Raw genomic sequence first — 26,423 nt, forward strand, 5'->3', positions numbered from 1 at the left:
CCGGGGGCGGGGGGAGTCGCCCCGCGGGTGGAAGGAGCCGTCCGGCCACCGCCGTTGCCTCGCGTCACGCTGCCGTTCCGCCCTTCCGCCGAGTGCTGTCCGCCGGTCGTCCGACGGGGGTTTCACCGAAAAGGACCAGCCACTCGAAAGCGTGTCCTATGATTCACCCCATCTATAATAGAAGGGCTCTGCCTCCATGACCGACCGGCCCTCGGCCCCGGCCCCCTCCCCTGCGTCCCGGCGCAAGCCCCGACGCGGCAGGCGCGTCCTGTGGATCGTACTGTCGGCGCTGGCCGTGCTCATCCTCGCGGCCGGCGGAACCGGCTGGTGGGTCTACAGCCACCTGAACGGGAACATCGCCAGCGTCGACCTGAACCAGGCGATCGGCGACAACCGCCCGCAGAAGGTCGTGGAGAACGCCCAGAACGTCCTGGTCCTCGGCTCCGATTCACGGGCCGGAGCCAACGGGGACCTCGACCACGGCGATGTCAGCGGAGCCCGCTCCGACACCGCCATGCTGGTCCACATACCCGAGGGCCGCGCCAGGGCGACCGCGGTGAGCATCCCCCGCGACACCCTGATCAGCCGGCCCGAGTGCAAGAAGAACGACGGCGCCACCGTGCCGCCCGCGAACCGGGTCATGTTCAACTCCGTCTACTCCCTCGCCGGTCCGGCCTGTGTGGTCAAGACCGTGGAGCAGATGTCCGGAATCCGCGTGGACCACTTCGTCGAGGTGGACTTCGCCGGCTTCAAGGGCCTGGTGGACGCGCTCGGCGGGGTCACCGTCACCCTCGACAAGCCGATGAGCGGCGCGAAGGGCGGCCTCAAGCTGGACGCGGGCACGCACCGGCTGAACGGCACCGACTCGCTGAAGTTCGTACGGACCCGCTACGGCTACGGCGACGGCAGCGACCTCGGGCGCATCGGCCTCCAGCAGCAGTTCATGCTCGCCATGCTGTCCGAGATCAAGAAGCAGGACGCCCTCGGCAACCCGGCCCGGCTGTACAAGCTCGCCGACGCCGGGACGAAGTCGCTGACCACCGACTCCGATCTGGCCTCGCTCACCGCGCTGTCCGACTTCGCGCAGAGCATGAAGGGCGTGGACCCGGCGACGATGGAGACCATCATGCTGCCGGTGGCCTACGACAAGGTCGACCCGAACCGCGTGGTCGTCGCCCAGCCGCAGGCCACCCAGCTGTGGGAGGCCCTGCGCGCCGACCAGAAGATCCCGGCCTCCGCGAAGACCTCCCCGGCCAAGGGCGGCTGAAGCCGCCCCGGGTCCCGGCGCCGGGTGTCACTCCCCCGGAGCCGGAGGCTTCGTCAGCGGGTCCGGGGCGACGAAGCCGGGGGTGCCCTCGGGGTCCCGGCTCAGCCGGCTGTGCCAGACGCCGTAGAAGGAGTAGACGACGAAGCCGACGGCCATCCAGATGGCGAACCGGGCCCAGGTCTCGGTCGGCAGGTTCAGCATCAGCCAGAGCGAGGCCGCGATCGACAGGATCGGGATCACCGGCACCCACGGGGTGCGGAACGACCGGTGCAGGTCGGGGCGGGTCCGGCGCAGGATGATCACGCCGAGCGCGACGATCACGAAGGCGAAGAGCGTACCGATGTTCACCAGTTCCGCGAGCTTCTCCAGGCTGGTGAAGCCCGCGAGGACCGCGATCAGGACACCCAGCAGGATGGTCGCCCGGTAGGGGGTGCGGTACTTGGGGTGGGTGACGGAGAAGACGCGCGGCAGGAGCCCGTCACGGCTCATCGCGAAGAACACCCGGGTCTGGCCGAGCAACAGGATCATGCACACGGTGATCAGACCCACGGCTGCCCCGAGGCTGATGGCACCGGAGAAGAACGGCTGGTTCACGGATTTGAAGGCTTCGGCGAGCGGCGCGGTCGGCGACATCTCCGTGTACTTCTGCATGCCGGTGACCACCAGGGTCACAGCGACGTAGAGCACCGTGCAGATCAGCAGCGAGCCGAGAATGCCGCGCGGCATGTCCCGCTGGGGGTTCTTGGTCTCCTCGGCCGCGGTGGCCACGACGTCGAAGCCGATGAAGGCGAAGAACACCAGGGAGGCCGCGGTGAAGATGCCCATGACGCCGAAGTTCGTCGGCTCGTAGCCGAACAGCACCTGGACCAGCGGCGCCTTCCAGCCGCTGCCCGTGGTCTGCGGCACGGCCGGCGGGACGAACGGCTTGTAGTTGTCCGCCTTGACGAAGAACAGGCCCGCGACGATGACCAGCAGCACCACGGTGACCTTGATGGCGACCACGATCGCGGTGATCCGGGCCGAGAGCTTCGTCCCGACGACCAGCACCGCGGTCAGCACCAGGATCAGCACGAACGCCAGCAGGTCGAAGGTTCCGCCCGCATCGGGGCCCGAGAGCCCGACGGGCAGGTCCCAGCCGAGGTTGGTGTGCATGAGGTGGCGCACGTACCCGGACCACCCCACCGCCACGACGGCGGTGCCGAGCGCGAATTCCAGCACCAGGTCCCAGCCGATGATCCAGGCGGGCACCTCGCCGATCGAGGCGAACGCGAACGTGTACGCCGATCCGGCCACCGGCACGGTGGACGCGAACTCGGCGTAGCAGAGCGCCGCGAGGGCGCAGACGACGCCCGCTGCCACGAAGGAGAGGGCGGTGGCAGGACCGGCGTTGTTCCGGGCCGCGATGCCCGTCAGGACGAAGATGCCGGTGCCGATGATGACACCCACACCGAACACCGTCAGGTCCCAGGCGGAGAGCGACTTGCGGAGCGCGTGTTCCGGCTCCTCCGTGTCGCGGATGGACTGCTCCACCGTCTTCGTACGGAATGGGCTGTTCAGATCTCTGCTCACCGACGCCTCCGGCAGGTGACGACGCACGAACGGGCCGGGAGGCCCACCCTTCAAGAGTGATCTCCCGGCCCGTGACGTGCAACCGCGCGTCGATCTACGAACGGCTCGTGCGGCGAGTTCCGGACTAGTCGACGGTGGCGGCCGGCTCGCTGTCGTAGCGCCCGTCCAGCTTGGCGACCAGGCCGGTCACCTGCCGGGCGATGTCCGGAGCCGTCAGACCGATCTCGGCCATGATCTCCTTGCGCAGCGCGTGGTCCAGGAAGCGCTGCGGGATGCCGAAGTCGCGCAGCGGTACGTCCACCCCCGCGTCCCGCAGGGCCTGCGAGACGGCGGCGCCCACACCGCCGGTGCGGCCGTTGTCCTCGACGGTGACGACGACCCGGTGCTGGTCCGCGAGCGGGGCGAGGGCCTCGTCCACGGGCTTGACCCAGCGGGGGTCGACCACGGTCGTGGAGATGCCCTGCTTGTCGAGCAGGTCCGCGATCTCCAGGCACATCGGGGCGAGCGCGCCGACCGAGACGAGCAGTACGTCCGGTCGGGTGACCTCGGGGGCCGGACTGCGCAGCACGTCCATGCCGCCGATCCGGCCGACGGCCGGGACGGCCGGGCCGACGACGCCCTTGGAGTAGCGCACGACGGTCGGGGCGTCCTTGACCTCGACGGCCTCGCGCAGCTGGGCGCGCAGCTGCTCGGCGTCGCGCGGGGCGGCGAGCCGCAGGCCGGGGACGACCTGGAGGATCGACATGTCCCACATGCCGTTGTGGGAGGCGCCGTCGTCACCCGTGACACCGGCCCGGTCCAGGACGAAGGTGACCCCGCACTTGTGCAGGGCGACGTCCATCAGGACCTGGTCGAAGGCGCGGTTGAGGAAGGTCGCGTACACCGCGAAGACCGGGTGGACCCCGCCGGTGGCCAGGCCGGCCGCGGAGGTCGCGCCGTGCTGCTCGGCGATGCCGACGTCGTAGATCCGGTCCGGGAAGGCCTCGGCGAACTTGTTGAGGCCGACCGGGTGGAGCATCGCCGCGGTGATGCCGACGATGTCCTCGCGCTCGTGGCCGAGCTTGACCATCTCGTCGGCGAAGACGGAGGTCCAGCTGGCGGCGGCGGTCTTCACCGGCAGGCCGGTGTCCGGGTGGATGACGCCGACCGCGTGGAAGCGGTCCGCCTCGTGCTCCAGGGCCGGGGTGTAGCCGCGGCCCTTCTGGGTGAGGCAGTGCACGATGACCGGGCCGCTGAAGCGCTTGGCGCGCTGCAGGGCCGATTCCAGGGCCTCGATGTCGTGGCCGTCGATGGGCCCGATGTACTTCAGGCCGAGGTCCTCGAACATGCCCTGCGGGGCGATGAAGTCCTTGAGGCCCTTCTTGGCGCCGTGCAGGGTCTCGAAGAGCGGCTTCCCGACGACCGGGGTGCGCTCCAGGATCTCCTTGCCGCGGGCCAGGAAGCGCTCGTAGCCGTCCGTGGTGCGCAGGGTGGCCAGGTGGTTCGCGAGGCCGCCGATGGTGGGGCCGTACGAGCGCTCGTTGTCGTTGACGACGATGACCAGCGGGCGGTCCTTGGCGGCGGCGATGTTGTTCAGCGCCTCCCAGGCCATGCCGCCGGTCAGGGCGCCGTCGCCGATGACGGCGGCGACGTGGTGGTCCTCGCGGCGGAGCACCTCGTTGGCCTTGGCCAGGCCGTCGGCCCAGCCCAGCACCGTGGAGGCGTGGGAGTTCTCGATCACGTCGTGGTCGGACTCGGCGCGCGAGGGGTATCCGGACAGGCCGCCCTTGGTGCGCAGGCCGGCGAAGTCCTGGCGGCCGGTGAGCAGCTTGTGGACGTAGGCCTGGTGGCCGGTGTCGAAGAGGACCTTGTCCTTGGGCGAGTCGAAGACCCGGTGAAGGGCGATCGTCAGTTCGACCACACCGAGGTTGGGGCCGAGGTGCCCGCCGGTCTTGGAGACGGCGTCGACGAGGAAGGACCTGATCTCGGCGGCGAGCTGGTTGAGCTCCTCCTGGCTGAGCCGGTCCAGATCGCGCGGTCCCTTGATGCGGGTCAGCAGCACCCGTGCCTCCTTGCAGTTGCTTGCTGGTCTGTCGAGTCTAATGTTCCGCTCGCGACGAGCATCATCGGGCGGTACCGGGTGGGTCACGCCTTTGTCATACCTGTACGCGTCATCGCTAAATCACACATCCCAAACGGGCGTATACCCGCACAGTTGTACGTTCATATCTACGCACAAGCGCCCGGCGCCACGTGGAGTGGCACCGGGCACTGTGACGGGTCTTACCGCCGGGGTACTGCCTCCGGGCGCGCGGTCAGGCGCGTCCGGCCGTCTTCTGGGTCTTGCGGGTGACCGAGTCGATCACGACCGTGGCCAGCAGGACCGCGCCGGTGATCATGTACTGGATCGGGGTCGCGATTCCCTCCAGGGCCAGACCGTACTGGATGGAGGTGATGACCATGACGCCCAGGAGGGCGTTCCAGGTCCGGCCCCGGCCGCCGAAGAGGCTGGTGCCGCCGATGACGGCCGCCGCGATCACGTTCATCAGCAGGTCGCCGGCGCCGGCGCTCTGGTTGGCCGCCGCGATCTTGGAGGCCCAGAAGAGCCCGCCGACGGCGGCGAAGGTGCCGGCGATGGCGAAGACCGAGATGCGCACCCGGTTGACGTTGATGCCGGCCCGGCGGGAGGCCTCGACGCTGCCGCCGAGTGCGAACACCTGGCGGCCGAAGGAGGTGCGGCGCAGCACGAAGTCCGTGCCGACCAGCGCCAGCAGGAAGAGCACCACCGCGAGCGGGAGGCCCTTGTACTGGTTGAACACCACGGCGGGACCGAAGGTGAACACCGCGAGGACGCCGGTGCGCAGCACGATCTCGGTGAGCGGCCGCGAGGGGACGCCCGCGGCCTGCCGGCGCTTGTTGTCGAAGAAGGTGGCCAGGAAGTACCCCGCCACGGCGACGGCCGCGAGGCCGTAGCCGACGGCCACGTCCGAGAAGAAGTACGTGGTCAGCTGGCCGACCACGCCCTCGGAGTCGAGGTTGATGGTGCCGTTGCTGCCGAGGATCTGCAGCATGGCGCCGGACCAGAACAGCAGGCCCGACAGGGTGACGGCGAAGGCCGGGGCACCGATCCGGGCGAAGAAGAAGCCGTGGATGGACCCGATCAGGGCGCCGCCCGCGACGGCGGCGAGGATCGCGAGCCATTCGTTCACGCCGTGGGTGACGGCGAGGACGGCGACGATCGCGCCCGAGACACCGCTGACCGAGCCGACCGAGAGGTCGATCTCGCCGAGCAGCAGCACGAAGATGATGCCGACGGCCATCATGCCGGTGGCGACCATCGTGATCGCGATGTTGGTCAGGTTCTCCGGGGAGAGGAAGTTCGAGTTCAGGCTCTGGAAGATGCTCCAGATGATGATCAGGCCGACGACGACCGGGATGGAGCCCAGGTCACCCGCCTTCATCTTGCGGGTGAACTCGCGCAGGTACCCGTACAGGCCCTGCTCGCGCACGAGCAGACGGGGGTCGACGGCCGGGATGGCGTCATGGGCGGCCGCCGGGTTGACCGGGTCGATGTGCTCGGCCTGGCCGGCCGGACCCTTGTCCAGCGGTCCGGCGGCAGGGTTGTGGGTGCTCACTTGCGGGCCTCCCCGGTGCGGGCCGCCCGGCGGGTCACGGCGTTGTCCGTGGCACCGGTGATGGCGGAGATGATCTCTTCCTGCGAGGTGTCGGCGACGCTGAAGACGCCGTTGTTGCGGCCCAGCCGCAGGACCGCCACCTTGTCGGCGACGGCCTTCACATCGGCCATGTTGTGGCTGATGAGGATGACGGCGTGGCCGCGCTCGCGCAGCCGCTCCACCAGGTCGAGGACCTGTGCGGTCTGCTCGACGCCGAGTGCGGCGGTGGGCTCGTCGAGGATGACCAGCTGGGGCTCCCCGAGCATCGAGCGGGCGATCGCCACGGTCTGGCGCTGACCGCCGGAGAGCGAGGCGATCGGGATCCGGACGCTGGGGATCCGGATGGACAGGGTGGTCAGGAGCTCGCGGGCGCGGCGCTCCATCTCCACCTCGTCGAGGATCCCGCGGCGCTTGAGCTCGCGGCCCAGGAAGAGGTTGCCGACGACGTCGATGTTGTCGCACAGCGCGAGGTCCTGGTAGACCGTCGCGATGCCCAGGTTCTGGGCGTCGTGGGGCTTGGTGATCGAGACCGGGCGGCCCTGCCACTCGATGACTCCGTCATCGATGGGGTGCACGCCGGCGATGGTCTTGACCAGCGTGGACTTGCCGGCGCCGTTGTCGCCCACGAGGGCGACCACCTCACCGGAGTGGATCTCGAGTTCTACGTCGGTCAGGGCCTGAACGGCACCGAACCGCTTCGAGACCCCTCGCAACGCCAGCACGGGCGCAGCGGACACATGAACCATCTCCTTCGCCGCCTGACCGGCGGGGATGTCGTGCAAAAGAGCAGGAGCGTGAATGGGGGGTTGAGCATGGGGGTGATACGTGCGGTACAGCATGGGGGAAACGTTTCTGCCCGGCGCCCCGCGGTGGCGGGATAAGGGGTGCGGGGCGCCGGGCAGGCGCGGGGGTCGGCCACCTCGGGGAGAGGGGCGACGGGGGCCTTACTTCAGGCCGAGGGTGGCGCAGTTGGCCGCGTACTTGTCGGTGCAGATCTCGTCGGCCGTGTAGACGCCGTCCTTGATGACGGTGTCCTTGATGTTGGCCTTGGTGAGCGAGGTGACCGGAACCAGCACGGACGGGACGCCCTTGGTGGTCGGGCTGTCGACCTTCTGGTTGATGATTCCGTCGATCTTCTCGCCCTTGGCGAGGGCGACGGCCATCTCGGCGGCGGCGGTGGCCTCGGGAGCGTACGGCTTGTAGACGCTCATGAACTGCTCGCCCGCCACGATGCGCTGCACGCCGGCGAGTTCGGCGTCCTGGCCGGTGACCGGGGGCAGCGGGGACAGGTTGGCGGCCTTGAGGGCGGTGATGATGCCGCCGGCCATGCCGTCATTGGCGGAGTAGACGCCGATGACCTTGTCCTTGCCGATCGCGGAGAGCGCGCCCGCCATGTTGGTGTTGGCGTTCTCCGGCTTCCACTCCTTGGTGTCGTACTCCTTGCCGATGTTCACCTTGCCGTCGAGGACGGAGTGCGCGCCCTTCTTGAACAGGGCGGCGTTCGGGTCGGTGACGGAGCCGTTCATCATGACGATCTGGCCGTCCTTGGCCTTGTCGCCCAGCGCCTCCAGCAGCGCCTTGCCCTGGACCTTGCCGACCTCTTCGTTGTCGAAGGAGGTGTAGGCGTCGATCGGGCCCTCGGCCAGGCGGTCGTAGGCGACGACGGGAATGCCGGCTTCCTTGGCCTTCTTGACCGAGCCCGCGATGGCCTTGGCGTCCACCGCGTCGATGATCAGGACGTCCACCTTGTTGGTGATCATCGTGTCGACCTGGGAGTTCTGCGTGGTCGCGTCCTGCTTGGCGTTGGCGTAGACGACCTCGGCCTTGCCGCCGGTGAGGTCGGCAACCTTCTTCTCGATCAGCGGCTTGTCGAACTTCTCGTAGCGCGCGGTCTGGTTCTCCGGCAGGAGCAGACCGATCTTGATCGCATCACCCTTGGCGGCGCCCGAGTCGTTCGCCTTGTCGCCGGCCTCCTTCGCACTGCCGCAAGCGGCAAGCGATACGGCCATGGCACCGGCGGCGACGGCTACGGCGGCTCTACGCATACGCGTGTTCATTACTTGAACCTCCCTGACGAGGCCGCAACGCTGCGGCCGAGGTGGATGTGAGTCAACCCCGGCCGCAATTTGGCGTCAAGGAGTGAATCCTTAACGAGATGACAACGGTGCCATCCGTTATCTAACTGAAGACATGACGGCGGGAGCTCGCACCCCAACCCCATTTTCCGCCAAAAGCGTCGAATCGCCCATCTCGCTGAGTACGAGGGCGAGTGCGCCGAGCACTTCGGCCCGGCCGCCCAGCGATCCGGTCAGGACGGACAGCTGGCGGGCCGCGCTGGGGATCGCGTACCTCCCCACTGATTCACGGATGGGGGCCAGCACCAGTTCACCGGCCTCCGCCAGCGAGCCGCCCAGGACCACCCGGCTCGGGTTCAAGACGTTGCAGAGGCTGGCCACACCGCTGCCGATGTGGCGGCCCACGTCCGTGATGACCCGACGGCAGCCGGGGTCCCCCTCGCGGGCCAGCTCGACCACCCGCTCCATCGTCAGCTCCGGTCCGTGGGTGCCCTGGAGCAGCGGCAGGACGTACCGGGCGGCGGCGAAGGTCTCCAGGCAGCCGCGGTTGCCGCAGCGGCAGACGGGACCCGATTCGTCGAGGGTGATGTGCCCGATCTCGCCGGCGGTGCCGCCGGGCCCGCGGTAGATCTGCCCGTTGATCACCAGGCCGGCGCCGACACCGCTCGCGACCTTGATGTACGCGAGGTCCTTGACCCCCCTGCCGCTCCCCCAGACCAGCTCGCCGAGGGCTCCGAGGTTGGCGTCGTTGTCCACGTACACGGGCACGCCCAGGCGCTGCGACAGCTCCTGGCGGGGGTTGATCCCGGCCCAGCCCGGCAGGATCGCGGTGGAGCCGAGGGTGCCGGACTCCACGTCGATCGGTCCGGGGACGCCGAGCCCGACGCCGATGACCTTGTCGCGGCCGACCCCCACGCCCTCGATCAGCCGGCCGACCAGCGCCTCCGCCCGGTCGAAGCCCTCCACCCAGGACGCGTCCACGTCCAGCGGCTCCGATTCCTCGGCCAGCACCTGGTGGGCGAGGTTCCCTACGGCCACCCGCAGGTGGGTGTGGCCGAAGTCCACGCCGATGACGATGCCCGCGTCCCCGCTGAGCGAGACGCTGCGCGCCCGCCGGCCTCCCGCCGAGGTGTCCGTGACCTCGACGGTCCCGCCTTCCTTGAGCTCGCGGACGATGTTGGAGACCGTGGCCGCCGACAGTCCGGTGGTACGGGCGATCTCCGCCTGGGTCAGCGAACCCGCGAGGCGCACGGCCCGCACGACCCGTTCAAGATTCGCGCGATGCAGCGAGGACTGCGATCCGGGAGTCTGCACGACTCATCCACTCCTGCCCATAAGCGACGGCCAGCCGTCGCCCCCCGGCCGGCAGTCGCGGCTGTGTGCTCCGAGACACCGGCGTCTCTCCAACTTGTGAACCTTAAGTCGAGCCTTTGGCCCTCCACACGTCAAGAGGCTGACGCAGCACGAATCGGCCACTACCGGTCATAAGTATGAGAGAAACCACCGTTCTCCTCGTGCTACGGTCGCTGAGGCGCCGATCCTCTGCGGCCTTTCCGGCCGGACCGGGCGCCCTGTCGTGACAGCGCTACGCAAGGAGGTGTTCGGGATGAGTCCCGATCGAAGTCCTTGCCGCGCTCTCGCCGGCTGACCAGCCCGGCGACCGACCCGCTTCCCCGAGTACGCACGACCGCGGCCCCGCCGCGTCCCGTGCGATGCACGGGCCCGCTTCGCTCCGGGCCCGCAACCCTTTCCTCCGCACGCCCCGGTTCCGGTCCCCGGACGCCCGACGGCTGTGCGTCATCCATGCCCACCGGCGTACCCGTGGTCATTGTGTGCCATTTTACGCCGACCCATGATCACTCCACGTGACCGTACGGCTTCGCGCTGCCCGGACACCGTGGAGGGAGGTATTCGTCATGACCATGCTCACCCCTCGTACCCCGACGAAGCTCGCACCGCCGGGCAGGGCCCGCCGCGAGCGCAAGGCCGCCGAGCTGGAGGCACGTACCCGGCTCGTCGGCGAACGGCTCGCCGCGCTCAGCGCCCGCCCCGCCGTCCGGGTCCTGCAGGACGTGGACACCTCGCGCAACGGCCTCACCCACGCCGAGGCGGCCCTGCGCCTGGAGCGGCACGGCCGCAACGCCGTCGCCCGGGAGCGCGCCCCGCGCTGGCACCTCCAGCTGGCGAAGGCGTACTGGAACCCCTTCATCCTGGTCCTGGTCCTCCTGGCCGGCGTCATGTACTGGCAGGACCCGGCCGACCCCGGCGTCGTCATCCTCTCCGTGATGGTGGGGATCAGCGGACTGCTCCGGTTCTGGCAGGAGTTCCGCTCGGGCCGCGCCGCCGACGCCCTCAAGGAGCTGGTCACCACCACCTGCGCGGTGCAGCGGCGGGCCGGCAGCGGTTCGGCTCCGACCGCCTTCGAGGTGCCCATGGACCAGGTGGTCCCGGGCGACCTGGTCAAGCTGGCCGCCGGCGACCTCATCCCGGCCGACCTGCGACTGATCAGCTCCAAGGACCTGATGGTGGGACAGGCCGCCCTGTCCGGCGAGTCGTTGCCGGTCGCCAAGGCCGACACCCGGACCGAGGACCTCGGCCAGGCCGACACCACCGACCCCGTCGAGGCCGACAACCTCGTCCTGATGGGCACCTCGGTCACCTCCGGCACCGCCACCGGCGTCGTGGTCGCCACCGGCGCCGACAGCTACTTCGGCTCGATGGCCGGCTCCCTGGTCGGGGAGCGCCCGCAGACCAACTTCGACACCGGTGTGCGCAAGGTCAGCTTCCTGCTGATCCGCTTCATGCTGGTCATGGTCCCCGTGGTCTTCATGATCAACGGCTTCACCAAGGGCGACTGGAACGAAGCCTTCCTCTTCGGCATCGCCGTCGCGGTGGGCCTCACCCCCGAGATGCTGCCGATGGTCGTCTCCGCCAACCTGGCGCGCGGCGCGGTCGCCATGGCCCAGCGCAAGGTGGTCGTCAAGCGGCTCAACGCGATCCAGAACCTGGGCGCGATGGACGTGCTCTGCACGGACAAGACCGGCACCCTCACCGAGGACCGGATCGTCCTCGACCGCTACCTCGACGTGCACGGCGACGAGGACGACGAGGTGCTGGAGTACGGCTACCTCAACTCGCACTTCCAGACCGGCCTGAAGAACCTGATGGACCAGGCGGTCATCGACCGCGTGGGCGAGGCCGAGGAGGTTGTCGTCGACGCACGGTTCTCGATGGTCGACGAGATCCCCTTCGACTTCGCCCGGCGCCGGATGTCCGTGGTCCTGGGCCGCAACAGCCTCGTCGGCGCTCCTGCCCGCGCCGAGCACGTCATGATCACCAAGGGCGCCGTCGAGGAGGTCCTGGACCTCTGCACCCACATGCGGGACCGCGGCGAGAAGGCCGAGCTGACCGACCGGCTGCGCCGGCGCGTCACCCGGACCGCCGAGGAGCACAACCGTCAGGGCCTGCGTGTCCTCGCCGTCGCCACCCGTACGGTCTCCGCCCCGCGCGACACCTACACGGTCGCGGACGAGGACGGTCTGACCCTGGTCGGCTTCCTCGCCTTCCTCGACCCGCCGAAGGCCGACGCCGCCCGGGCCCTCCAGGCCCTCGCCGACAAGGGCATCGAGGTCAAGGTCGTCACCGGCGACAACGAGCTCGTGGCCGCCCGGGTCTGCGCGGACGTGGGCCTCGACGTCGGGCAGGTGGTGCTCGGCTGCGAGACCGACCCGCTCGACGAGCGCGCGCTGCGCGAGCTGGCCGCCCGTACGAAGGTCTTCGCCAAGGTCAACCCGGTCCAGAAGGCCCGGATCGTACGGTCCCTCCAGGCGGACGGCCACACCGTCGGCTTCCTCGGCGACGGCATCAACGACGCCGCCGCACTGCGCGACGCCGACGTAGGCATCTCCGTGGACACGGCCGTCGACATCGCGAAGGAGTCGGCGGACATCATCCTGCTGGAGAAGGACCTGACCGTCCTGGAGCAGGGCGTGGTCCAGGGCCGGACCACCTTCGGCAACACCATCAAGTACATCAAGATGACGGCCTCGTCGAACTTCGGCAACGTCTTCTCGGTCCTGGTGGCCAGCGCCTTCATCCCCTTCCAGCCGATGCTCGCGATCATGCTGCTGGTGCAGAACCTGGTCTACGACATCGCGCAGCTGGCGACCCCGTGGGACCGGATGGACGAGGAGTACCTGCGCGGGCCCCGCAACTGGGACGCCAAGGGCATCGGCCGGTTCATGGTGACCATCGGCCCCGTCAGCTCCGTCTTCGACATCTCGATGTTCCTGATCATGTGGAACGTGTTCGGGGCGAACAGCGAGGCGCACCAGGCGCTCTTCCAGTCCGGCTGGTTCATCGAGGGCCTGCTCTCGCAGACGCTGGTCGTCCACATGATCCGTACCCGGAAGATCCCCTTCGTCCAGTCCCGCGCCTCCTGGCCGGTGATGGTGATGACCGTCCTCGCGGTGCTGACCGGGCTCTACCTGCCCTTCTCGCCGCTGGCCGGATCGCTGGGCTTCGTGGCCCTGCCGGCGAGCTACTTCCCGTGGCTGATCGGCGTCCTGCTCGCGTACTGCACGCTGACGCAGCTCGTGAAGACCTGGTACATCCGCAGGTTCAACACCTGGCTCTGAGAGCCTCGGCAGGAAGGGAGAGAGGCCGATGCTGCTCACCGAATGTCGGGCCGGGTGACCGTGTCCGCGGTGCTGACCGCCGAGGGCGAGGGGGGCCGGGCGCTGGAGGAGGCGGTCAGCAACCTCTCGCTCGACCCCTCGGTCTCGGCGGTCAGCTGGTCGGTCGTGCCGGACCCGGCCGGCTGACCCGGGGCTACTTGAGGGTGGCTGAGGTCAGGCCGGCCTGGATCTGGCGCTGGAAGGAGAGGTAGACCGCGAGCATCGGGATGACCGCGATGGTGGCCCCGGCGAACAGCACGGGCAGGTCCGTCTCGTAGCCCATCTGGTACTGGAGCTGGATCAGCCCCTGGGTCAGCATGTAGCGCTCGGGCTCGCCGCTGGTCTGCGGCTGCATGAGTACGGCGGGCAGGATGTACTGGTTCCACTGGCCCAGCACGTTGAAGATGCCGACGCTGATCAGGCCGGGCTTGGCCATGGGCAGCATCACCTGGAAGAAGATCCGGGTGTCGGAGGCCCCGTCGATCACCGCCGCCTCGTGGATCGCCGTCGGCAGCGTCCGGAAGAAGGAGTGCATGAAGAAGACGGTGAACGGCATCGAGTAGGCGACGTACACCAGGATCAGGCCCTGGTAGCTGTTCAGCATGTCGAAGCGCTTGACCATGAAGAACAGCGGTACGAGCGCCAGGAACACCGGGAACATCGCCCCGCTGACGAAGAAGTAGTAGATGAGCCGGTTGCCGGTGAAGGGGTAGCGGGCCAGCACGTAGGCGGCCATCGAGCCGAACAGCATGGTCAGCGGGACCGAGAAGACCAGCACGATCAGCGTGTTGGCGAAGTAGCCGCCGATGCCCTTGTCCCAGGCCCGCCCGAAGGCGTCGAAGTGCCAGTTCGAGGGCCAGCTCAGGGCCGAGCCGCCGATCTGCGCGTCGGTCTTGAAGGAGCCGAGCGCGAGCCAGAGGAGCGGCAGCACGATCATTATCGCCCACAGGACGAGGAAGCCGTGCGAGAAGACGTTGAGGACCATGCCCTCGGAGCGGCGCTTGTCACGCTCCCCCGTCCGGCCGGATCCGCCGGACCGCTCCGCGGACGCTTCGCCCGGAGCCTTGATCACTGTGGTCATGACGGTCTCCCGCTCAGAACTCGATGCGCTCGCGGCGGGTGGCACGCAGCGTGATGACGGAGAGGATCATGGTCAGGACGAGCATGACCACGCCCATGGCGCAGGCGTAGCCGCTCTTGCCGAAGTACAGGAAGTTGCGCATCAGCACGGTGGCCATGACCTCACTGTGGTGGTCGGGTCCGCCGCCGAACTGGCCCGAGGTCGAGGTCGACACCAGCACGAACATGTCCATCGCGGCGATGCCCAGATAGACCGCGGCGGTCTGCACAGAATCCCACAGCAGGGGCAGCGTGACCTTGAAGAAGGTCTGGGCGCGCCCGGCGCCGTCGAGCAGCGCGGCCTCGTAGATGTCCTTGGGTACGGACTGCATGGCCGCAGAGAAGAGGACGAGGTAGAAGCCGACGCCGGACCAGACGACCACGAACAGCAGGCACCAGAGAACGAGATCGGGCTCGTTGAGCCATTCGACGGGGTGCTGCGCGTCGATCAGGCCCAGCTTGATGAGGAAGCCGTTGAGCAGGCCGCCCTGGTCACTGCGGTAGACCGCGCCGAAGAGGACGGCGAGGATGGCGAGGGAGAGGACCTGCGGGAAGAAGTAGACGACCTTGTAGAAGCGCGATCCGCTGACGCCCTGGACCCCGCCGGCCCCGCTGCGCCCTCCCGCGTTCACCATGAAGGCGAAGAAGAGGGCGAGCAGGATGGTGATCACCGGGACGAACACCAGGAGCAGCAGGTTGTGCCAGAGAGCGCCGCGGAAGACCTCGTCCTTCAGCAACGTCGAGTAATTGTCCAGGCCGACGAAGTCGAAGGTCGGCGACTGGCCCGTCCAGTTGGTGAAGGAATAGCCGAATGTCTGAACATACGGCCAGATGACGAAGGTCAAATACAGCGCGAGTGGCGCGATGAGGAAGCCGGCGATGAAACCGCTCTTCCTTCTCCCCTGGGCTACGTGGCTCATGGTGTCCGTCCCTGGTGTTGCCGGATGACCGGTGGACGCGGTGTCAGGTGCGCTTGTTGTTCTTGGCGTTCGGGTCCTTCGCCGCCTTGTCTACCGCAGCCTGTGCCCGCTTGATCCACTCCTTTGGCTGGATCCGCTGGGCCATCAGCTCATTGGACGCGTTCTGGATCTCGCTGTCCATCTCGCTGTACCAGTCGGGGTAGCGGTAGCTGAAGGTGTTGCCGCCCGCCGCCTTGAGCGCCTCCACCGCCGACTGGGTGCCCGGGCGCAGTTTGACGCTCGGGTCCACGCCGTCCTTGACGACGGTGAGCGAGTTCGCCTGCTGGGCGAAGATCGTCGACCATTCGCGGGACAGCATCGAGCGGAGGAACTCCATGCCCGCGGCCTTGTTGGCGGCCTTCTCCGGGACGATGAAGGGCTCGTCGACGCCGGCCCGGACGGCCTCGAAGGGCAGCTTGCTGTCCGCCAGCAGCGGCATCGGCAGGAACTTCATGTCGAAGTCCTCCGGGGTCTGCTTCAGCTGCTCGTTCTCCAGCCAGGAGCCGGAGGGGATGAAGGCGGCCTTGTACTGGTTCCAGGCGGTCTGGGACTCCGTGTGGGTGAGGCCGTTGGTGCCCGGCATCAGCAGGCCCTTCTCGACGACCTCGTAGACCGCCTCGACCGCGGCCAGGGCGGCCGGATTGCCCTCGAAGGCGTTCGGCTCCAGGTTGTCGATCGCCTTCATGGCGTCCAGACCGCCCTTCTTGGCGATCAGGTCCATGATGACCACGTTGATGTAGTACGGGAACTTGCCCTGGTGGGCGAGGCCGCCGATGCCCGCCTCCTTGGCCTTGGTACAGACGGCCAGGAACTCGTCCCAGGTCTTGGGGGGAGCCCAGCCCTTCTCCTTGAAGAGCTTCCCGGAGTACCAGAAGCCGAACACCGCGTACACGTACTTCAGGACGACGAACTTGCCGCCCTGGAGGCCCTGTTCGTAGGCGCCCTCGACCAGGGTGTCGCGCACCTTCTTGGTCGGGTCGTCGATCGAGGGCGCGTCGAGCACCGCGGTGAGGTCGGCGAGCTGGCCGCCGTTGGCGAGCACGTCCAGCTTGATCTGCTGGGCGCCGGAGTCGTCGACGACGTCCGGCGGGTTGCCGCCGTTGAAGCGCGGCTGGAGCTTGGCGGTGATCTCCTGGGTGCCCAGGTGCGAGCTGGTGGTGCCCCACTTCTTGTCGAAGGCGGCCTCCCAGGCCTTCGCGTAGTCGTCGCCGAACCCGCCCTTGAACACGACGACGTCCAGCTTGCCCCCCTTGGCTACGCCGAAGGGGTTCTCCTTGGTCACCACGCCCTTGTCGGGCCCTTTCGTGGAGTTCTCCTCGCCGCCGGAGGCGCAGGCGGACAGGAAGCTCATCGTCGGCACCGTGATCAGCCCGAGTGCTGCGGAGCGCTTGATCAGATCGCGGCGGCCGAGGCCCTCACCAGTGGATCCCATGCTCATGTCCTCGCCTTCGTCAGAAGTGTGAAGGAGGCCGGAAATCGCGGCGGTTACCGTGCATACGGACATCACCGCAGGTCCCCGCCCATCCCCCGGCCCGGTGCCGCGGATGACGCGGTGATCCGGACGGGCACAGGTATAGTCCACTTCCGCTCTTGTGAGCAAGATCATGCGCACGGATGTCCGTCAGCTTTTCCGAGTTGAGACCTCCCCGAAACCTGGCCCCGCCGGGAAATGCGAAAGGGCCGTACCCCCATAACGGGGATACGGCCCTATGGTGCCGCTATGGTCCTCAGCCGCGGATGAGGTTGCGGAGCACGTACTGCATGATGCCGCCGTTGCGGTAGTAGTCCGCCTCACCCGGGGTGTCGATGCGGACGACCGCGTCGAACTCCACGCCCGTGTCGGTGGTCACCTTGACCGTGCGCGGGGTGGTGCCGTTGTTCAGCTCCTCCACACCGGTGAAGGCGAAGGTCTCCTCGCCGGTCAGACCCAGGGAGGCGGCGGTGGCGCCCTCCGGGAACTGGAGCGGCAGGACGCCCATGCCGATCAGGTTGGAGCGGTGGATGCGCTCGTAGGACTCGGCGATGACGGCCTTGACGCCGAGCAGCGCGGTGCCCTTGGCCGCCCAGTCGCGGGACGAGCCCGAGCCGTACTCCTTGCCCGCCAGGATGACCAGCGGGATGCCGGCGGCCTGGTAGTTCTGCGAGGCGTCGTAGATGAAGGAGACCGGCGCGTCCGGGGCGGTGAAGTCGCGGGTGAAGCCGCCCTCGGTGCCCGGCGCGATCTGGTTGCGCAGGCGGATGTTGGCGAAGGTACCGCGGATCATGACCTCGTGGTTGCCGCGGCGCGAGCCGTAGCTGTTGAAGTCGCGGCGCTCGACGCCGTGCTCCGTGAGGTACTTGCCGGCCGGGGTGTCGGCCTTGATCGCACCGGCCGGGGAGATGTGGTCGGTGGTGACCGAGTCGCCCAGCTTCGCCAGCACGCGGGCGCCGGCGATGTCGGAGACCGGGGTGGTCTCCATCGTCATGCCCTCGAAGTAAGGGGGCTTGCGGACGTAGGTGGACTGCGGGTCCCACTCGAAGGTGTTGCCGGTCGGGATCGACAGCGCCTGCCACTGGGCGTCGCCCGCGAAGACGTCCTGGTAGGACTTGCTGAACATGTCCTCGCCGATGGCGTTCGCCACGACGTCGTTGACCTCGGCCTCGGAGGGCCAGATGTCGGCCAGGAAGACCGGCTTGCCCTCGGTGTCGGTGCCGATGGCGTCCGTCGTGATGTCCACCTTCATGGAGCCCGCGATGGCGTACGCGACGACCAGCGGCGGGGAGGCCAGGTAGTTCATCTTGACGTCGGGGTTGATGCGGCCCTCGAAGTTGCGGTTGCCCGAGAGGACCGAGGTGACCGCGAGGTCGTGCTCGTTGATCGCCTTCGAGATCTCCTCGTCCAGCGGACCGGAGTTGCCGATGCAGGTGGTGCAGCCGTACCCGACGAGGTTGAAGCCCATCTTGTCGAGGTACGGGGTCAGACCGGCCTTGTCGAAGTAGTCGGTGACGACCTTCGAGCCCGGGGCGAGGGTGGTCTTGACCCACGGCTTGCGGGTCAGGCCCTTCTCGACCGCCTTCTTGGCCACGAGCGCCGCGGCGACCATGACGTAGGGGTTCGAGGTGTTGGTGCAGGAGGTGATCGCGGCGACCGTGACGGCGCCGTGGTCGATCTCGAAGGACGAGCCGTCGGCCAGGGTGACCAGGGTCGGCCGGGTCGGCACGCCGTTGGCGGAGGCCGGGGCGTCGGAGGCCGGGAAGGACTCCTTGCCCGCCTCGTCGTCGTCCTCGACGTAGTTGCGCACGTCCTGCGCGAACTGCTGGGAGGCGTTGGCGAGGACGATGCGGTCCTGCGGGCGCTTCGGGCCGGCGATGGAGGGGACGACCGTGGAGAGGTCGAGCTCCAGCTTCTCGGAGAAGTCCGGCTCGGCGGCCGGGTCCAGCCACAGGCCCTGCTCCTTGGCGTACGCCTCGACGAGCGCGACCTGCTGGGCGTCGCGGCCGGTCAGGCGCAGGTACTTCAGGGTCTCGTCGTCGATCGGGAAGATCGCGGCGGTGGAGCCGAACTCCGGCGACATGTTGCCGATGGTGGCGCGGTTCGCCAGGGAGGTGGCGGCGACGCCCTCACCGTAGAACTCGACGAACTTGCCGACGACGCCGTGCTTGCGCAGCATCTCGGTGATGGTCAGCACCAGGTCGGTGGCGGTGGTGCCGGTGGGCAGCTCGCCGGTCAGCTTGAAGCCCACGACGCGCGGGATCAGCATGGAGACCGGCTGGCCGAGCATCGCGGCCTCGGCCTCGATGCCGCCGACGCCCCAGCCCAGCACGCCCAGGCCGTTGACCATGGTGGTGTGCGAGTCGGTGCCGACGAGGGTGTCGGGGTACGCCTGGCCGTTACGGACCATGACCGTGCGGGCCAGGTGCTCGATGTTGACCTGGTGGACGATGCCGGTGCCCGGCGGGACGACCTTGAAGTCGTCGAAGGCGGTCTGGCCCCAGCGCAGGAACTGGTAGCGCTCCTTGTTGCGGCCGTACTCCAGCTCGACGTTCTGCGCGAAGGCGTCCTTCGTGCCGAACTTGTCGGCGATGACCGAGTGGTCGATGACCATCTCGGCGGGCGAGAGCGGGTTGATCTTCGCCGGGTCGCCGCCGAGTGCCTTCACGGCCTCGCGCATGGTGGCGAGGTCCACGACGCAGGGGACGCCGGTGAAGTCCTGCATGATCACGCGGGCCGGCGTGAACTGGATCTCCTCGCTGGGCTGGGCCTGCGAGTCCCAGTTGCCGAGCGACCGGATGTGGTCGGCGGTGATGTTCGCGCCGTCCTCGGTACGGAGCAGGTTCTCCAGCAGGACCTTCAGGCTGTAGGGAAGGCGGGCGGAGCCCTCGACCTTGTCCAGCTTGAAGATCTCGTACGACTCGTCGCCCACCTGCAGCGTGCTGCGGGCGTCGAAGCTGTTCGCCGACACGACAGTCTCCTTCATGCATGAATTCGCGCGTATTACCGCAATCCTGCCGCCACGCCCCTTGGCCAATCCGCTAAGGTAAGGCTAAGTTAGGTAACCCTTACCAGCGGGGGCGGCTGCGGTACGCCTTCGGCAGATATCTCGATGTCGAGATAACTCTAGTACATGTCCGGGGGCAGGGACGAGGCGCGCACCCGCAGGCCTGCCGGAACGGTCAGCTGGCCGGGCGATTCCGCATGCCCAGATTCCACCAACGCGACCAGCGAGGACACCGCAAAGGCCGCAATCCGCTCCGGATTCAGCGTGACGGTGGTCACGGACGGTTCGTACGCCGCGTAGGCGGGATCCTCACTCGCGCAGACCAGCAGCAGGTCCCCGGGCGTACGGAGGCCGTGGCGGGCGGCGGCCGCCAGCGCCTGCCGCCCGCCCGGGTCGTACACGGTGTAGACGGCATCGGGCCGGGCCGGCCCGGCGAAGGCCCGGTCGAAAGCGTGTCCCGGCGCGTCCTCGGGGTCGAAGGGGATCACCAGCGCGGGCGCGCCCCGCTCCCCGCACCAGCGTTCGTAGGCCGAGGTCACAGCCCCGGTGTAGAACTCCCGGCCGTACCCCGCGTGCAGGGCGATCCGCCGGGCCCCGGACGCGGCGAGGTGGTCCAGCACCTCGCGGGTGGTGGCGGCGTGGTCGTTGTCCACCCAGACGTCCCCGGGCCGGGGGTCGGCGGGCCGGCCGTCGAAGACCACCGGCACCCCGCGCGCCCGCAGGGCCCGCAGCACCGGGTCCCCGTCCGGGCTGTCCAGCAGCAGCATCCCGTCGACGGCCAGCGTGTGCCACAGCGGCTCGCCGGCCCGGTCGGCGGGCAGGGCGGTCAGGGCGTAGCCGTGGGAGTGCGCCGCCGAGGTGGCGGCGGTGAGCAGCCGGGAGAAGTACGCCACCCCCGCGAAGTCCCAGGCGGAGCCGGCGTACGTGGTGACGGCGAGTCCGAGGCTGCGGGTGCGCGGGCCGCGCCAGGCGCCGTAGCCGAGGGCCGTGGCCAGCTCGCGGACCCGGCGGCGGGTGTCGTCGCCCAGGCGGCCGGTGCCGCCGAGCGCGTGGGAGACGGTCGCGGTGGAGACCTCCGCGGCGCGCGCGATGTCGGCGATGGTCGGTCCTGGGCCGGGCACGCGGCCATCGTACGGACGCGGGGGCGATACCGGTACGGGTGCGGTGCGCGCGGTACGGGTGCGGATTCCGTCGTCCGGGACGGGTTCCGGTTAACGGGTTAATCACCCAGTGTCCTGGCCAGCTACCGAACAAGGGAGTGGCCGTGACCTCTTCTTCTCTGTCCCGCCGGGGCCTCCTCGCGGCGGCCGGCGCCGCCGGGGCCGCGAGCCTGCTGGGCGCGGGCCCGGCCGCGGCCGCCACCGCCCCCGCGGGGCGCGGCCCGGCCGCCCTGGTCCTGCACAACGCCAGGGTGTTCACCGGCCTGCCGGGCGGGGCGCCGGTGGAGGCGGTGGCCGTGGGCCGGGACGGGAAGATCCTGGCCACCGGCAGCGGCCGGGCCGTACGGCGGCACGTGGGCCGGGACACCGAGGTGGTGGACGCCCGCGGGAACACCGTGATGAGCGGGATCCACGACGGGCACACCCACCCGCTGGGCGCCGGTGAGCGCTCGCTGCGGCCCTCGCTGGAGGGCGCGGAGACCACCGTGGCCGAACTCCGGGAGATCCTGGGCGGCTTCCTCGCCGACACCGGCGGGGCGGGCGCGGAACCCGACACCTGGCTGGTGGTCGAGGACTGGAACCCGGTCGGGCTGCTGCCCGCGGGGACCGCCCCGCACCACACGATGCTGGACGCCCTGGCGACGCGCCGGCCGGTGGCGCTGGTCGGCGGGGACGGGCACAACCTGTGGGCGAACCGGCGGGCCATGGAGATCGCCGGGATCACCGCGGCCACCCCCGACCCGGTGGGCGGCAAGATCGTGAAGGGGGCGGACGGGCAGCCGACGGGCGTGCTCAAGGACGACGCCCAGGCACTGGTGAAGCGGCACGTCCCCGAGCCCTCGCGGACGGAACTCGTCGCGGCCTGCGCGAAAGTGCTGGAACTGGCGGCCGCCTCCGGGGTGACGACGATGATGGACGCCCTGGTCGGGCGGCACGAGCTGGAGCTCTACCAGGCCCTCTCGGGGTCGGGCAGGCTGCCGCAGCGGATCGTCCCGGCGATCCGGCTGGAGGTCGGCCAGACGAGGGAGCCGGCGGCGGCGCTGGACTACGCGCGCGGGCTGCGGCGGGAGTTCGAGGGGGTCCGGGGCCTCCGGTTCGGGATGATCAAGGTGTTCCTGGACGGGGTCATCGAGTACCCGGCGCAGACGGCCGCGCTGCTGAAGCCGTATCTGGACGGCAACGGCAGGCCGACGCAGAACCGGGGCGAGCTGTACACCTCGGCGGCGGAGTACGGCCGGCTGGCCGCGGCCTTCAACGGGGCCGGATGGCAGATGCACGCCCATGGACTCGGAGACCGGGCAGTACGTACGGCCTTGGACGGATATGCGTACGCCCGCCGGGTGACGGGACAGCGGGACCCGCGCAACGCGATCGCGCACCTTCAACTCGTCGACCCGGCCGACCTGCCCCGCTTCGCCCAGCTCGGCGTGGCCGCCTGCATGCAGCTCCAGTGGGCGGCGAAGGACACCTGGACCATGGAGGCGCTGCTGCCGTACATCGGACCGGAGCGGCACCGGTGGATGTACCCGGCGCGCAGCCTGGAGAAGGCGGGCGCGCGGCTGACGGGCGGCTCCGACTGGCCGGTGGACGCCCTCCAGGTGTGGAACCAGCTGCGTACGGCCGTCGACCGGCAGGGCGCGTTCGGCGCGGGTGAGCTGTACCGGGAGCGGGAAGGGCTCGGCCGGGACTCCGTCCTGCGCATGCACACCTCGGGGACGGCGTGGCAGCTGCGCCAGGAGGGGCTGACGGGCACGGTGGAACCGGGCAAGGCGGCGGACCTGGTGCTGCTGGACCGGGACGTGACCCGCTGCCCGGTGGCCGACATCAGCGGAACGGGCGTACGGATGACCCTGGTCGGGGGCCGTGTGGTGCACGACGCCGACTCGGCGGCGGGCCGGGCGGCTTCGGCGCGGGCCGCGCGCGCGGGGACGGGGCCGCGCCCCGCCTCGTACGCGGCGGTGCACGGCGGCCGGCACCAGGCCTGCGGGCACTGACGGCGCTCGACCGTGGTCATGCGACTCCCCTCACATCATCGTTGGCAAGGCGAACGCTCACGGCACGAACGAAGCCATATCGTTAGTGCCACCAACGCAAGGGGATAGAATCGCCCGCATGATCACGGAAGAGGGCGCAGTCGTTCCGGCACGGCTGCGGGAACTGCCCAGCCGACTGCTGGCGCAGGCGTCGGCGCATGCCCAGCGCCTCGTGACCGAGGGACTCAGCGGGGCAGATGCCCGCAATTGGCACTATGCCGCCCTTGTCGCCCTGGACGAGTTCGGTCCCGCGAGCCAGGCCGCACTGAGCGGCCGCACCGGCATCCACCGCAGCGACCTGGTCGCCGTCATCAACGAACTCGCCGAGCGCGAGCTGGTCGAGCGGGCCCACGACCCCGACGACCGCAGGCGGAACGTCATCACCCTCACCACCCTGGGGCGGCGCCGGCTGCGCAAGCTGGAACAACTCCTCCACGCGGCCCAGGAGGAACTCCTGTCACCCCTGTCCGGGCCCGAGAGGGAGCAGCTCACGGGCCTCCTCGGCCGGATCGTCGAACACCACGCGCACCACGCGCATCCCGACCCGAGCGTGCGATCCGCCGATGCGATCTGACGGCAGGTAACACCCGTCTGCCACACCCGGCACGATCTCCATCTCATATCTGAGATACGGTGCACCCATGGCAGACGATTACCTCGTACGCATCGGCAAGCTCATCCGTGACGCCCGTCAGCACCGGGGCTGGACACAGAGTCAGCTTGCCGATGCTCTCGGCACCAGCCAGAGCGCCGTGAACCGGATCGAACGCGGCAACCAGAACATCAGCCTTGAGATGATCGCCCGGATCGGCGAAGCCCTCGACAGCGAAATCGTCTCCCTGGGCTACGCCGGACCGATGCACCTGCGGGTCGTCGGCGGCCGCCGCCTGTCGGGCGCCATCGACGTCAAGACGAGCAAGAACGCGTGTGTCGCGCTGCTGTGCGCCTCGCTCCTCAACAAGGGCCGTACGGTGCTCCGGCGCGTGGCCCGCATCGAAGAGGTCTACCGCCTCCTCGAGGTGCTGAACTCCATCGGCGTACGCACCCGCTGGATCAACGACGGCGTGGACCTGGAGATCATCCCGCCGGCCCGCCTCGACATGGACGCGATGGACGCGGACGCGGCCCGCCGGACCCGGAGCATCATCATGTTCCTGGGCCCCCTGCTGCACCGCATGGACCGCTTCCGGCTGCCCTACGCCGGCGGCTGCGACCTCGGCACCCGCACCATCGAGCCGCACATGATCGCCCTGCGCCGCTTCGGCCTGGACATCACCGCGACCGAGGGCATCTACCACGCCCAGGTCGAGGCCGGCGTCTCCCCCGACCGCCCGATCGTGCTGACCGAGCGCGGCGACACGGTGACCGAGAACGCGCTGCTGGCCGCCGCCCGCCACAACGGCGTCAGCGTCATCCGCAACGCCTCGTCCAACTACATGGTCCAGGACCTGTGCTTCTTCCTGGAGGCGCTCGGCGTCAAGGTCGAGGGCATCGGCACGACCACCCTCACCGTCCACGGCGTCCCGAACATCGACGTCGACGTGGACTACTCCCCCTCCGAGGACCCGGTCGAGGCGATGAGCCTGCTGGCCGCCGCCGTGGTCACGGAGTCCGAGCTGACCATCCGCCGGGTCCCGATCGAGTTCATGGAGATCGAGCTCGCCGTCCTGGAGGAGATGGGCCTCGACCACGACCGCTCGGCGGAGTACACCGCCGACAACGGCCGCACCCGTCTGGTGGACCTGACGGTCCGCCCGTCGAAGCTCGAAGCCCCGATCGACAAGATCCACCCGATGCCCTTCCCCGGGCTGAACATCGACAACGTCCCGTTCTTCGCGGCCATCGCCGCCGTCGCCCAGGGTCAGACCCTGATCCACGACTGGGTGTACGACAACCGGGCCATCTACCTGACCGACCTCAACCGCCTCGGCGGCCGCCTCCAGCTCCTGGACCCGCACCGCGTCCTGGTGGAGGGCCCCACGCGCTGGCGCGCGGCGGAGATGATGTGCCCGCCCGCGCTGCGCCCCGCGGTGGTGGTCCTCCTCGCGATGATGGCGGCCGAGGGCACCTCGGTGCTCCGCAACGTCTACGTCATCAACCGCGGCTACGAGGAACTCGCGGAGCGCCTCAACTCGGTCGGCGCCCAGATCGAGATCTTCCGCGACATCTAGTCCGCCGGATCCGGTGCGCCGGATCCAGTCCGCCGGTCGGACCTGGGGACCCCTTCGCTCTTCGCGCAGCGTGAAGGGGTCCTGTCCCACAACGGGGGGTCTGCCTGGTGCGGCAGCAGGCGTCACGCCGGGAAGCGGGCCTCAGACGAGGGGCGGACCGGCGGGCGGAGCGGAGGCGGCGTTCGCGGTGTTCCGCGCCGTCCGCTCCGCGGCGCGCATGTCGCCGTCATCGCTCCGCTGAAGGACGAAGATCTTCACCAACGCGAGCAGACTCGGCCCGCACAATCCCGCCGCGAGCCAGGAGTTGGACGGGGCGACGTAGAGGCCTCCGCCGAGCATCGCCAGCGACGCCACCATGCCGGCCATGAGCGTCGCCATCCGGTGCACATGATGACGCCTCTCGATGCCTTCCCGCGCGGCGCGCTCGGCCTCCGCCTGGGCGGCGGCCGCCTGCCGCTCCGCGGTGGCCGCCTTCACGTCGGCCAGCCGCATCCGGAACTGGTGCTCACGCCTCAGCTCCGGCTCCAACGCCTTCAGCGCCACCTCGAAGTTCTCCGGGCCGAGGATCTCTCCCCACCGGCCGGCGATGTTCATGGCGGCATTGATGATGGGGTCATCGTCGTGACGCACCGGAAGGTGCTCCGCAGAGGTCACGCCTGCACCCCTCCGTCGCCGCCACCGACTGGAGCGAAATCCCTGCCGGCCGGCGCCGGCGGTGGCCCGAGAAGCAGAAACAGCCTGGCCAGCGCGTGATTCAGGGTGTCCGCTGCCGGTCCGGCGTCGTCCTCGTCGTAATGCGGAGGAGGCTCGTCCTCGGCAGAAGCGGTCGGCCGTGCGGGCGGTCCCGTGCTCGCCGCTTCGTCCGGCACCTGCTGGTCGCCACGACCCGTAGGCTCCTCGCGCTGCTGGAGACCGGCGAACACTCCGGACCAGTACCGCACCAGGTCCATCAGCATGTTTTCAGGCGATGCCGAGGCACGGACGAACTCGTGGGTCTCCTCCAGCCGGCTCTCCCAGTACTGAGGTCCATGCTCGTCGCTCGAAACAGAAGCGAGCTGCGATGCGAGCGCCTGGCGCTGCTCCCACCACTCGTCCGAGAGTGTCGCCAAGGCGACGTTCTCGCCGAACTCGCGTGCGTCCAGCTCCGGTTCCACCGAGCCCCCTCCGCTCACCCTCCCCGACCGTAGCGGCAGGCACGCCGTTCTGAGAAGGCTCCCTCAGGCGTGGGCGGGCTCGGACCCGGGCCGTCTCAGTCCGCGTACG

At 69.3% G+C, this 26,423-nt stretch carries 19 protein-coding genes; 6 read left to right on the plus strand and 13 right to left on the minus strand.

Annotation, left to right across the window (positions count from 1 at the left end; all coding sequences use genetic code 11):
• Positions 1 to 196: 196 nt before the first annotated feature.
• Positions 197 to 1,267: an LCP family protein gene (locus ACZ4TG_RS21365; RefSeq protein WP_468165038.1), complete on the plus strand. Its 1,071-nt coding sequence runs from the start codon at positions 197 to 199 to the stop codon at positions 1,265 to 1,267.
• Positions 1,268 to 1,294: 27 nt separating this feature from the next.
• Here ACZ4TG_RS21365 and ACZ4TG_RS21370 read toward each other — a convergent pair whose 3' ends face one another.
• The 6 genes from ACZ4TG_RS21370 to ACZ4TG_RS21395 form a co-directional block, all read right to left on the minus strand.
• Positions 1,295 to 2,836: an amino acid permease gene (locus tag ACZ4TG_RS21370; protein WP_468165040.1), complete on the minus strand. Its 1,542-nt coding sequence runs from the start codon at positions 2,834 to 2,836 to the stop codon at positions 1,295 to 1,297.
• A 124-nt stretch (positions 2,837 to 2,960) separates the two neighbouring features.
• On the minus strand, positions 2,961 to 4,877 hold the full coding sequence (gene dxs, locus ACZ4TG_RS21375) for a 1-deoxy-D-xylulose-5-phosphate synthase (protein WP_468165042.1): 1,917 nt from the start codon (positions 4,875 to 4,877) through the stop codon (positions 2,961 to 2,963).
• Positions 4,878 to 5,130: 253 nt separating this feature from the next.
• Positions 5,131 to 6,420, minus strand: coding sequence for a sugar ABC transporter permease (locus ACZ4TG_RS21380; protein ID WP_468165486.1), 1,290 nt, complete (start codon positions 6,418 to 6,420; stop codon positions 5,131 to 5,133).
• 26 nt (positions 6,421 to 6,446) lie between these two features.
• A complete protein-coding gene (locus tag ACZ4TG_RS21385) occupies positions 6,447 to 7,235 on the minus strand; it encodes an ATP-binding cassette domain-containing protein (protein WP_468165044.1) in 789 nt (262 codons plus the stop codon).
• Positions 7,236 to 7,433: 198 nt separating this feature from the next.
• On the minus strand, positions 7,434 to 8,546 hold the full coding sequence (locus ACZ4TG_RS21390) for a sugar ABC transporter substrate-binding protein (protein ID WP_468165046.1): 1,113 nt from the start codon (positions 8,544 to 8,546) through the stop codon (positions 7,434 to 7,436).
• A gap of 117 nt (positions 8,547 to 8,663) precedes the next feature.
• On the minus strand, positions 8,664 to 9,878 hold the full coding sequence (locus ACZ4TG_RS21395; RefSeq protein WP_468165048.1) for an ROK family transcriptional regulator: 1,215 nt from the start codon (positions 9,876 to 9,878) through the stop codon (positions 8,664 to 8,666).
• Between the two features lie 602 nt (positions 9,879 to 10,480).
• Here ACZ4TG_RS21395 and mgtA point away from each other — a divergent pair.
• Positions 10,481 to 13,201 (plus strand): magnesium-translocating P-type ATPase, encoded by a 2,721-nt coding sequence (mgtA, locus tag ACZ4TG_RS21400; RefSeq protein WP_468165050.1) that lies wholly within the window; start codon positions 10,481 to 10,483, stop codon positions 13,199 to 13,201.
• 42 nt (positions 13,202 to 13,243) lie between these two features.
• Positions 13,244 to 13,387 carry a hypothetical protein gene (locus ACZ4TG_RS21405; protein WP_468165052.1) on the plus strand — a complete coding sequence of 48 codons (144 nt, stop codon included), beginning with the start codon at positions 13,244 to 13,246 and terminating at the stop codon, positions 13,385 to 13,387.
• Positions 13,388 to 13,394: 7 nt separating this feature from the next.
• Here ACZ4TG_RS21405 and ACZ4TG_RS21410 read toward each other — a convergent pair whose 3' ends face one another.
• From ACZ4TG_RS21410 to ACZ4TG_RS21430, 5 genes are all read right to left on the minus strand, one after another.
• Complete coding sequence (locus ACZ4TG_RS21410) at positions 13,395 to 14,321, minus strand: carbohydrate ABC transporter permease (RefSeq protein ID WP_468165054.1); 927 nt, start codon at positions 14,319 to 14,321, stop codon at positions 13,395 to 13,397.
• A gap of 13 nt (positions 14,322 to 14,334) precedes the next feature.
• On the minus strand, positions 14,335 to 15,279 hold the full coding sequence (locus tag ACZ4TG_RS21415; RefSeq protein WP_468165056.1) for a carbohydrate ABC transporter permease: 945 nt from the start codon (positions 15,277 to 15,279) through the stop codon (positions 14,335 to 14,337).
• A 43-nt stretch (positions 15,280 to 15,322) separates the two neighbouring features.
• Positions 15,323 to 16,750: an N-acetylglucosamine/diacetylchitobiose ABC transporter substrate-binding protein gene (ngcE, locus tag ACZ4TG_RS21420; RefSeq protein ID WP_468165058.1), complete on the minus strand. Its 1,428-nt coding sequence runs from the start codon at positions 16,748 to 16,750 to the stop codon at positions 15,323 to 15,325.
• Positions 16,751 to 17,045: 295 nt separating this feature from the next.
• Positions 17,046 to 19,775: an aconitate hydratase AcnA gene (gene acnA, locus ACZ4TG_RS21425; RefSeq protein ID WP_468165060.1), complete on the minus strand. Its 2,730-nt coding sequence runs from the start codon at positions 19,773 to 19,775 to the stop codon at positions 17,046 to 17,048.
• A 140-nt stretch (positions 19,776 to 19,915) separates the two neighbouring features.
• On the minus strand, positions 19,916 to 20,917 hold the full coding sequence (locus ACZ4TG_RS21430; protein WP_468165062.1) for a LacI family DNA-binding transcriptional regulator: 1,002 nt from the start codon (positions 20,915 to 20,917) through the stop codon (positions 19,916 to 19,918).
• Positions 20,918 to 21,060: 143 nt separating this feature from the next.
• Between ACZ4TG_RS21430 and ACZ4TG_RS21435 the strand changes: the two genes are divergently transcribed.
• The 3 genes from ACZ4TG_RS21435 to ACZ4TG_RS21445 all read left to right on the plus strand — a co-directional run bounded on the left by ACZ4TG_RS21435 (position 21,061) and on the right by ACZ4TG_RS21445 (position 25,160).
• Entirely contained in the window at positions 21,061 to 22,950 is a 1,890-nt protein-coding gene (locus ACZ4TG_RS21435; protein ID WP_468165064.1) for an amidohydrolase, read from the plus strand.
• A gap of 118 nt (positions 22,951 to 23,068) precedes the next feature.
• Entirely contained in the window at positions 23,069 to 23,563 is a 495-nt protein-coding gene (locus tag ACZ4TG_RS21440) for a MarR family winged helix-turn-helix transcriptional regulator (RefSeq protein WP_468165066.1), read from the plus strand.
• Positions 23,564 to 23,630: 67 nt separating this feature from the next.
• Entirely contained in the window at positions 23,631 to 25,160 is a 1,530-nt protein-coding gene (locus ACZ4TG_RS21445) for a helix-turn-helix domain-containing protein (RefSeq protein WP_468165068.1), read from the plus strand.
• 141 nt (positions 25,161 to 25,301) lie between these two features.
• Here the strand turns inward: ACZ4TG_RS21445 and ACZ4TG_RS21450 are convergent, their stop codons facing one another.
• Both ACZ4TG_RS21450 and ACZ4TG_RS21455 read right to left on the minus strand, forming a co-directional pair.
• Complete coding sequence (locus ACZ4TG_RS21450) at positions 25,302 to 25,790, minus strand: hypothetical protein (RefSeq protein ID WP_468165070.1); 489 nt, start codon at positions 25,788 to 25,790, stop codon at positions 25,302 to 25,304.
• Positions 25,791 to 25,810: 20 nt separating this feature from the next.
• Entirely contained in the window at positions 25,811 to 26,314 is a 504-nt protein-coding gene (locus ACZ4TG_RS21455) for a hypothetical protein (RefSeq protein ID WP_468165072.1), read from the minus strand.
• Between the last annotated feature and the right edge of the window lie 109 nt (positions 26,315 to 26,423).

The organism is Streptomyces sp. NPDC028314 (genome assembly GCF_055565795.1).

Bases quoted from the DNA above. Each gene is read 5' to 3' on its own strand.
- acnA (WP_468165060.1), bottom strand. From the start codon at position 19,775: ATGAAGGAGACTGTCGTGTCGGCGAACAGCTTCGACGCCCGCAGCACG.
- ACZ4TG_RS21385 (WP_468165044.1), bottom strand. From the start codon at position 7,235: ATGGTTCATGTGTCCGCTGCGCCCGTGCTGGCGTTGCGAGGGGTCTCG.
- ngcE (WP_468165058.1), bottom strand. From the start codon at position 16,750: ATGGGATCCACTGGTGAGGGCCTCGGCCGCCGCGATCTGATCAAGCGC.
- ACZ4TG_RS21445 (WP_468165068.1), top strand. From the start codon at position 23,631: ATGGCAGACGATTACCTCGTACGCATCGGCAAGCTCATCCGTGACGCC.
- mgtA (WP_468165050.1), top strand. From the start codon at position 10,481: ATGACCATGCTCACCCCTCGTACCCCGACGAAGCTCGCACCGCCGGGC.
- ACZ4TG_RS21440 (WP_468165066.1), top strand. From the start codon at position 23,069: ATGATCACGGAAGAGGGCGCAGTCGTTCCGGCACGGCTGCGGGAACTG.
- ACZ4TG_RS21415 (WP_468165056.1), bottom strand. From the start codon at position 15,279: ATGAGCCACGTAGCCCAGGGGAGAAGGAAGAGCGGTTTCATCGCCGGC.
- ACZ4TG_RS21410 (WP_468165054.1), bottom strand. From the start codon at position 14,321: ATGACCACAGTGATCAAGGCTCCGGGCGAAGCGTCCGCGGAGCGGTCC.
- ACZ4TG_RS21405 (WP_468165052.1), top strand. From the start codon at position 13,244: ATGTCGGGCCGGGTGACCGTGTCCGCGGTGCTGACCGCCGAGGGCGAG.
- ACZ4TG_RS21365 (WP_468165038.1), top strand. From the start codon at position 197: ATGACCGACCGGCCCTCGGCCCCGGCCCCCTCCCCTGCGTCCCGGCGC.
- ACZ4TG_RS21390 (WP_468165046.1), bottom strand. From the start codon at position 8,546: ATGAACACGCGTATGCGTAGAGCCGCCGTAGCCGTCGCCGCCGGTGCC.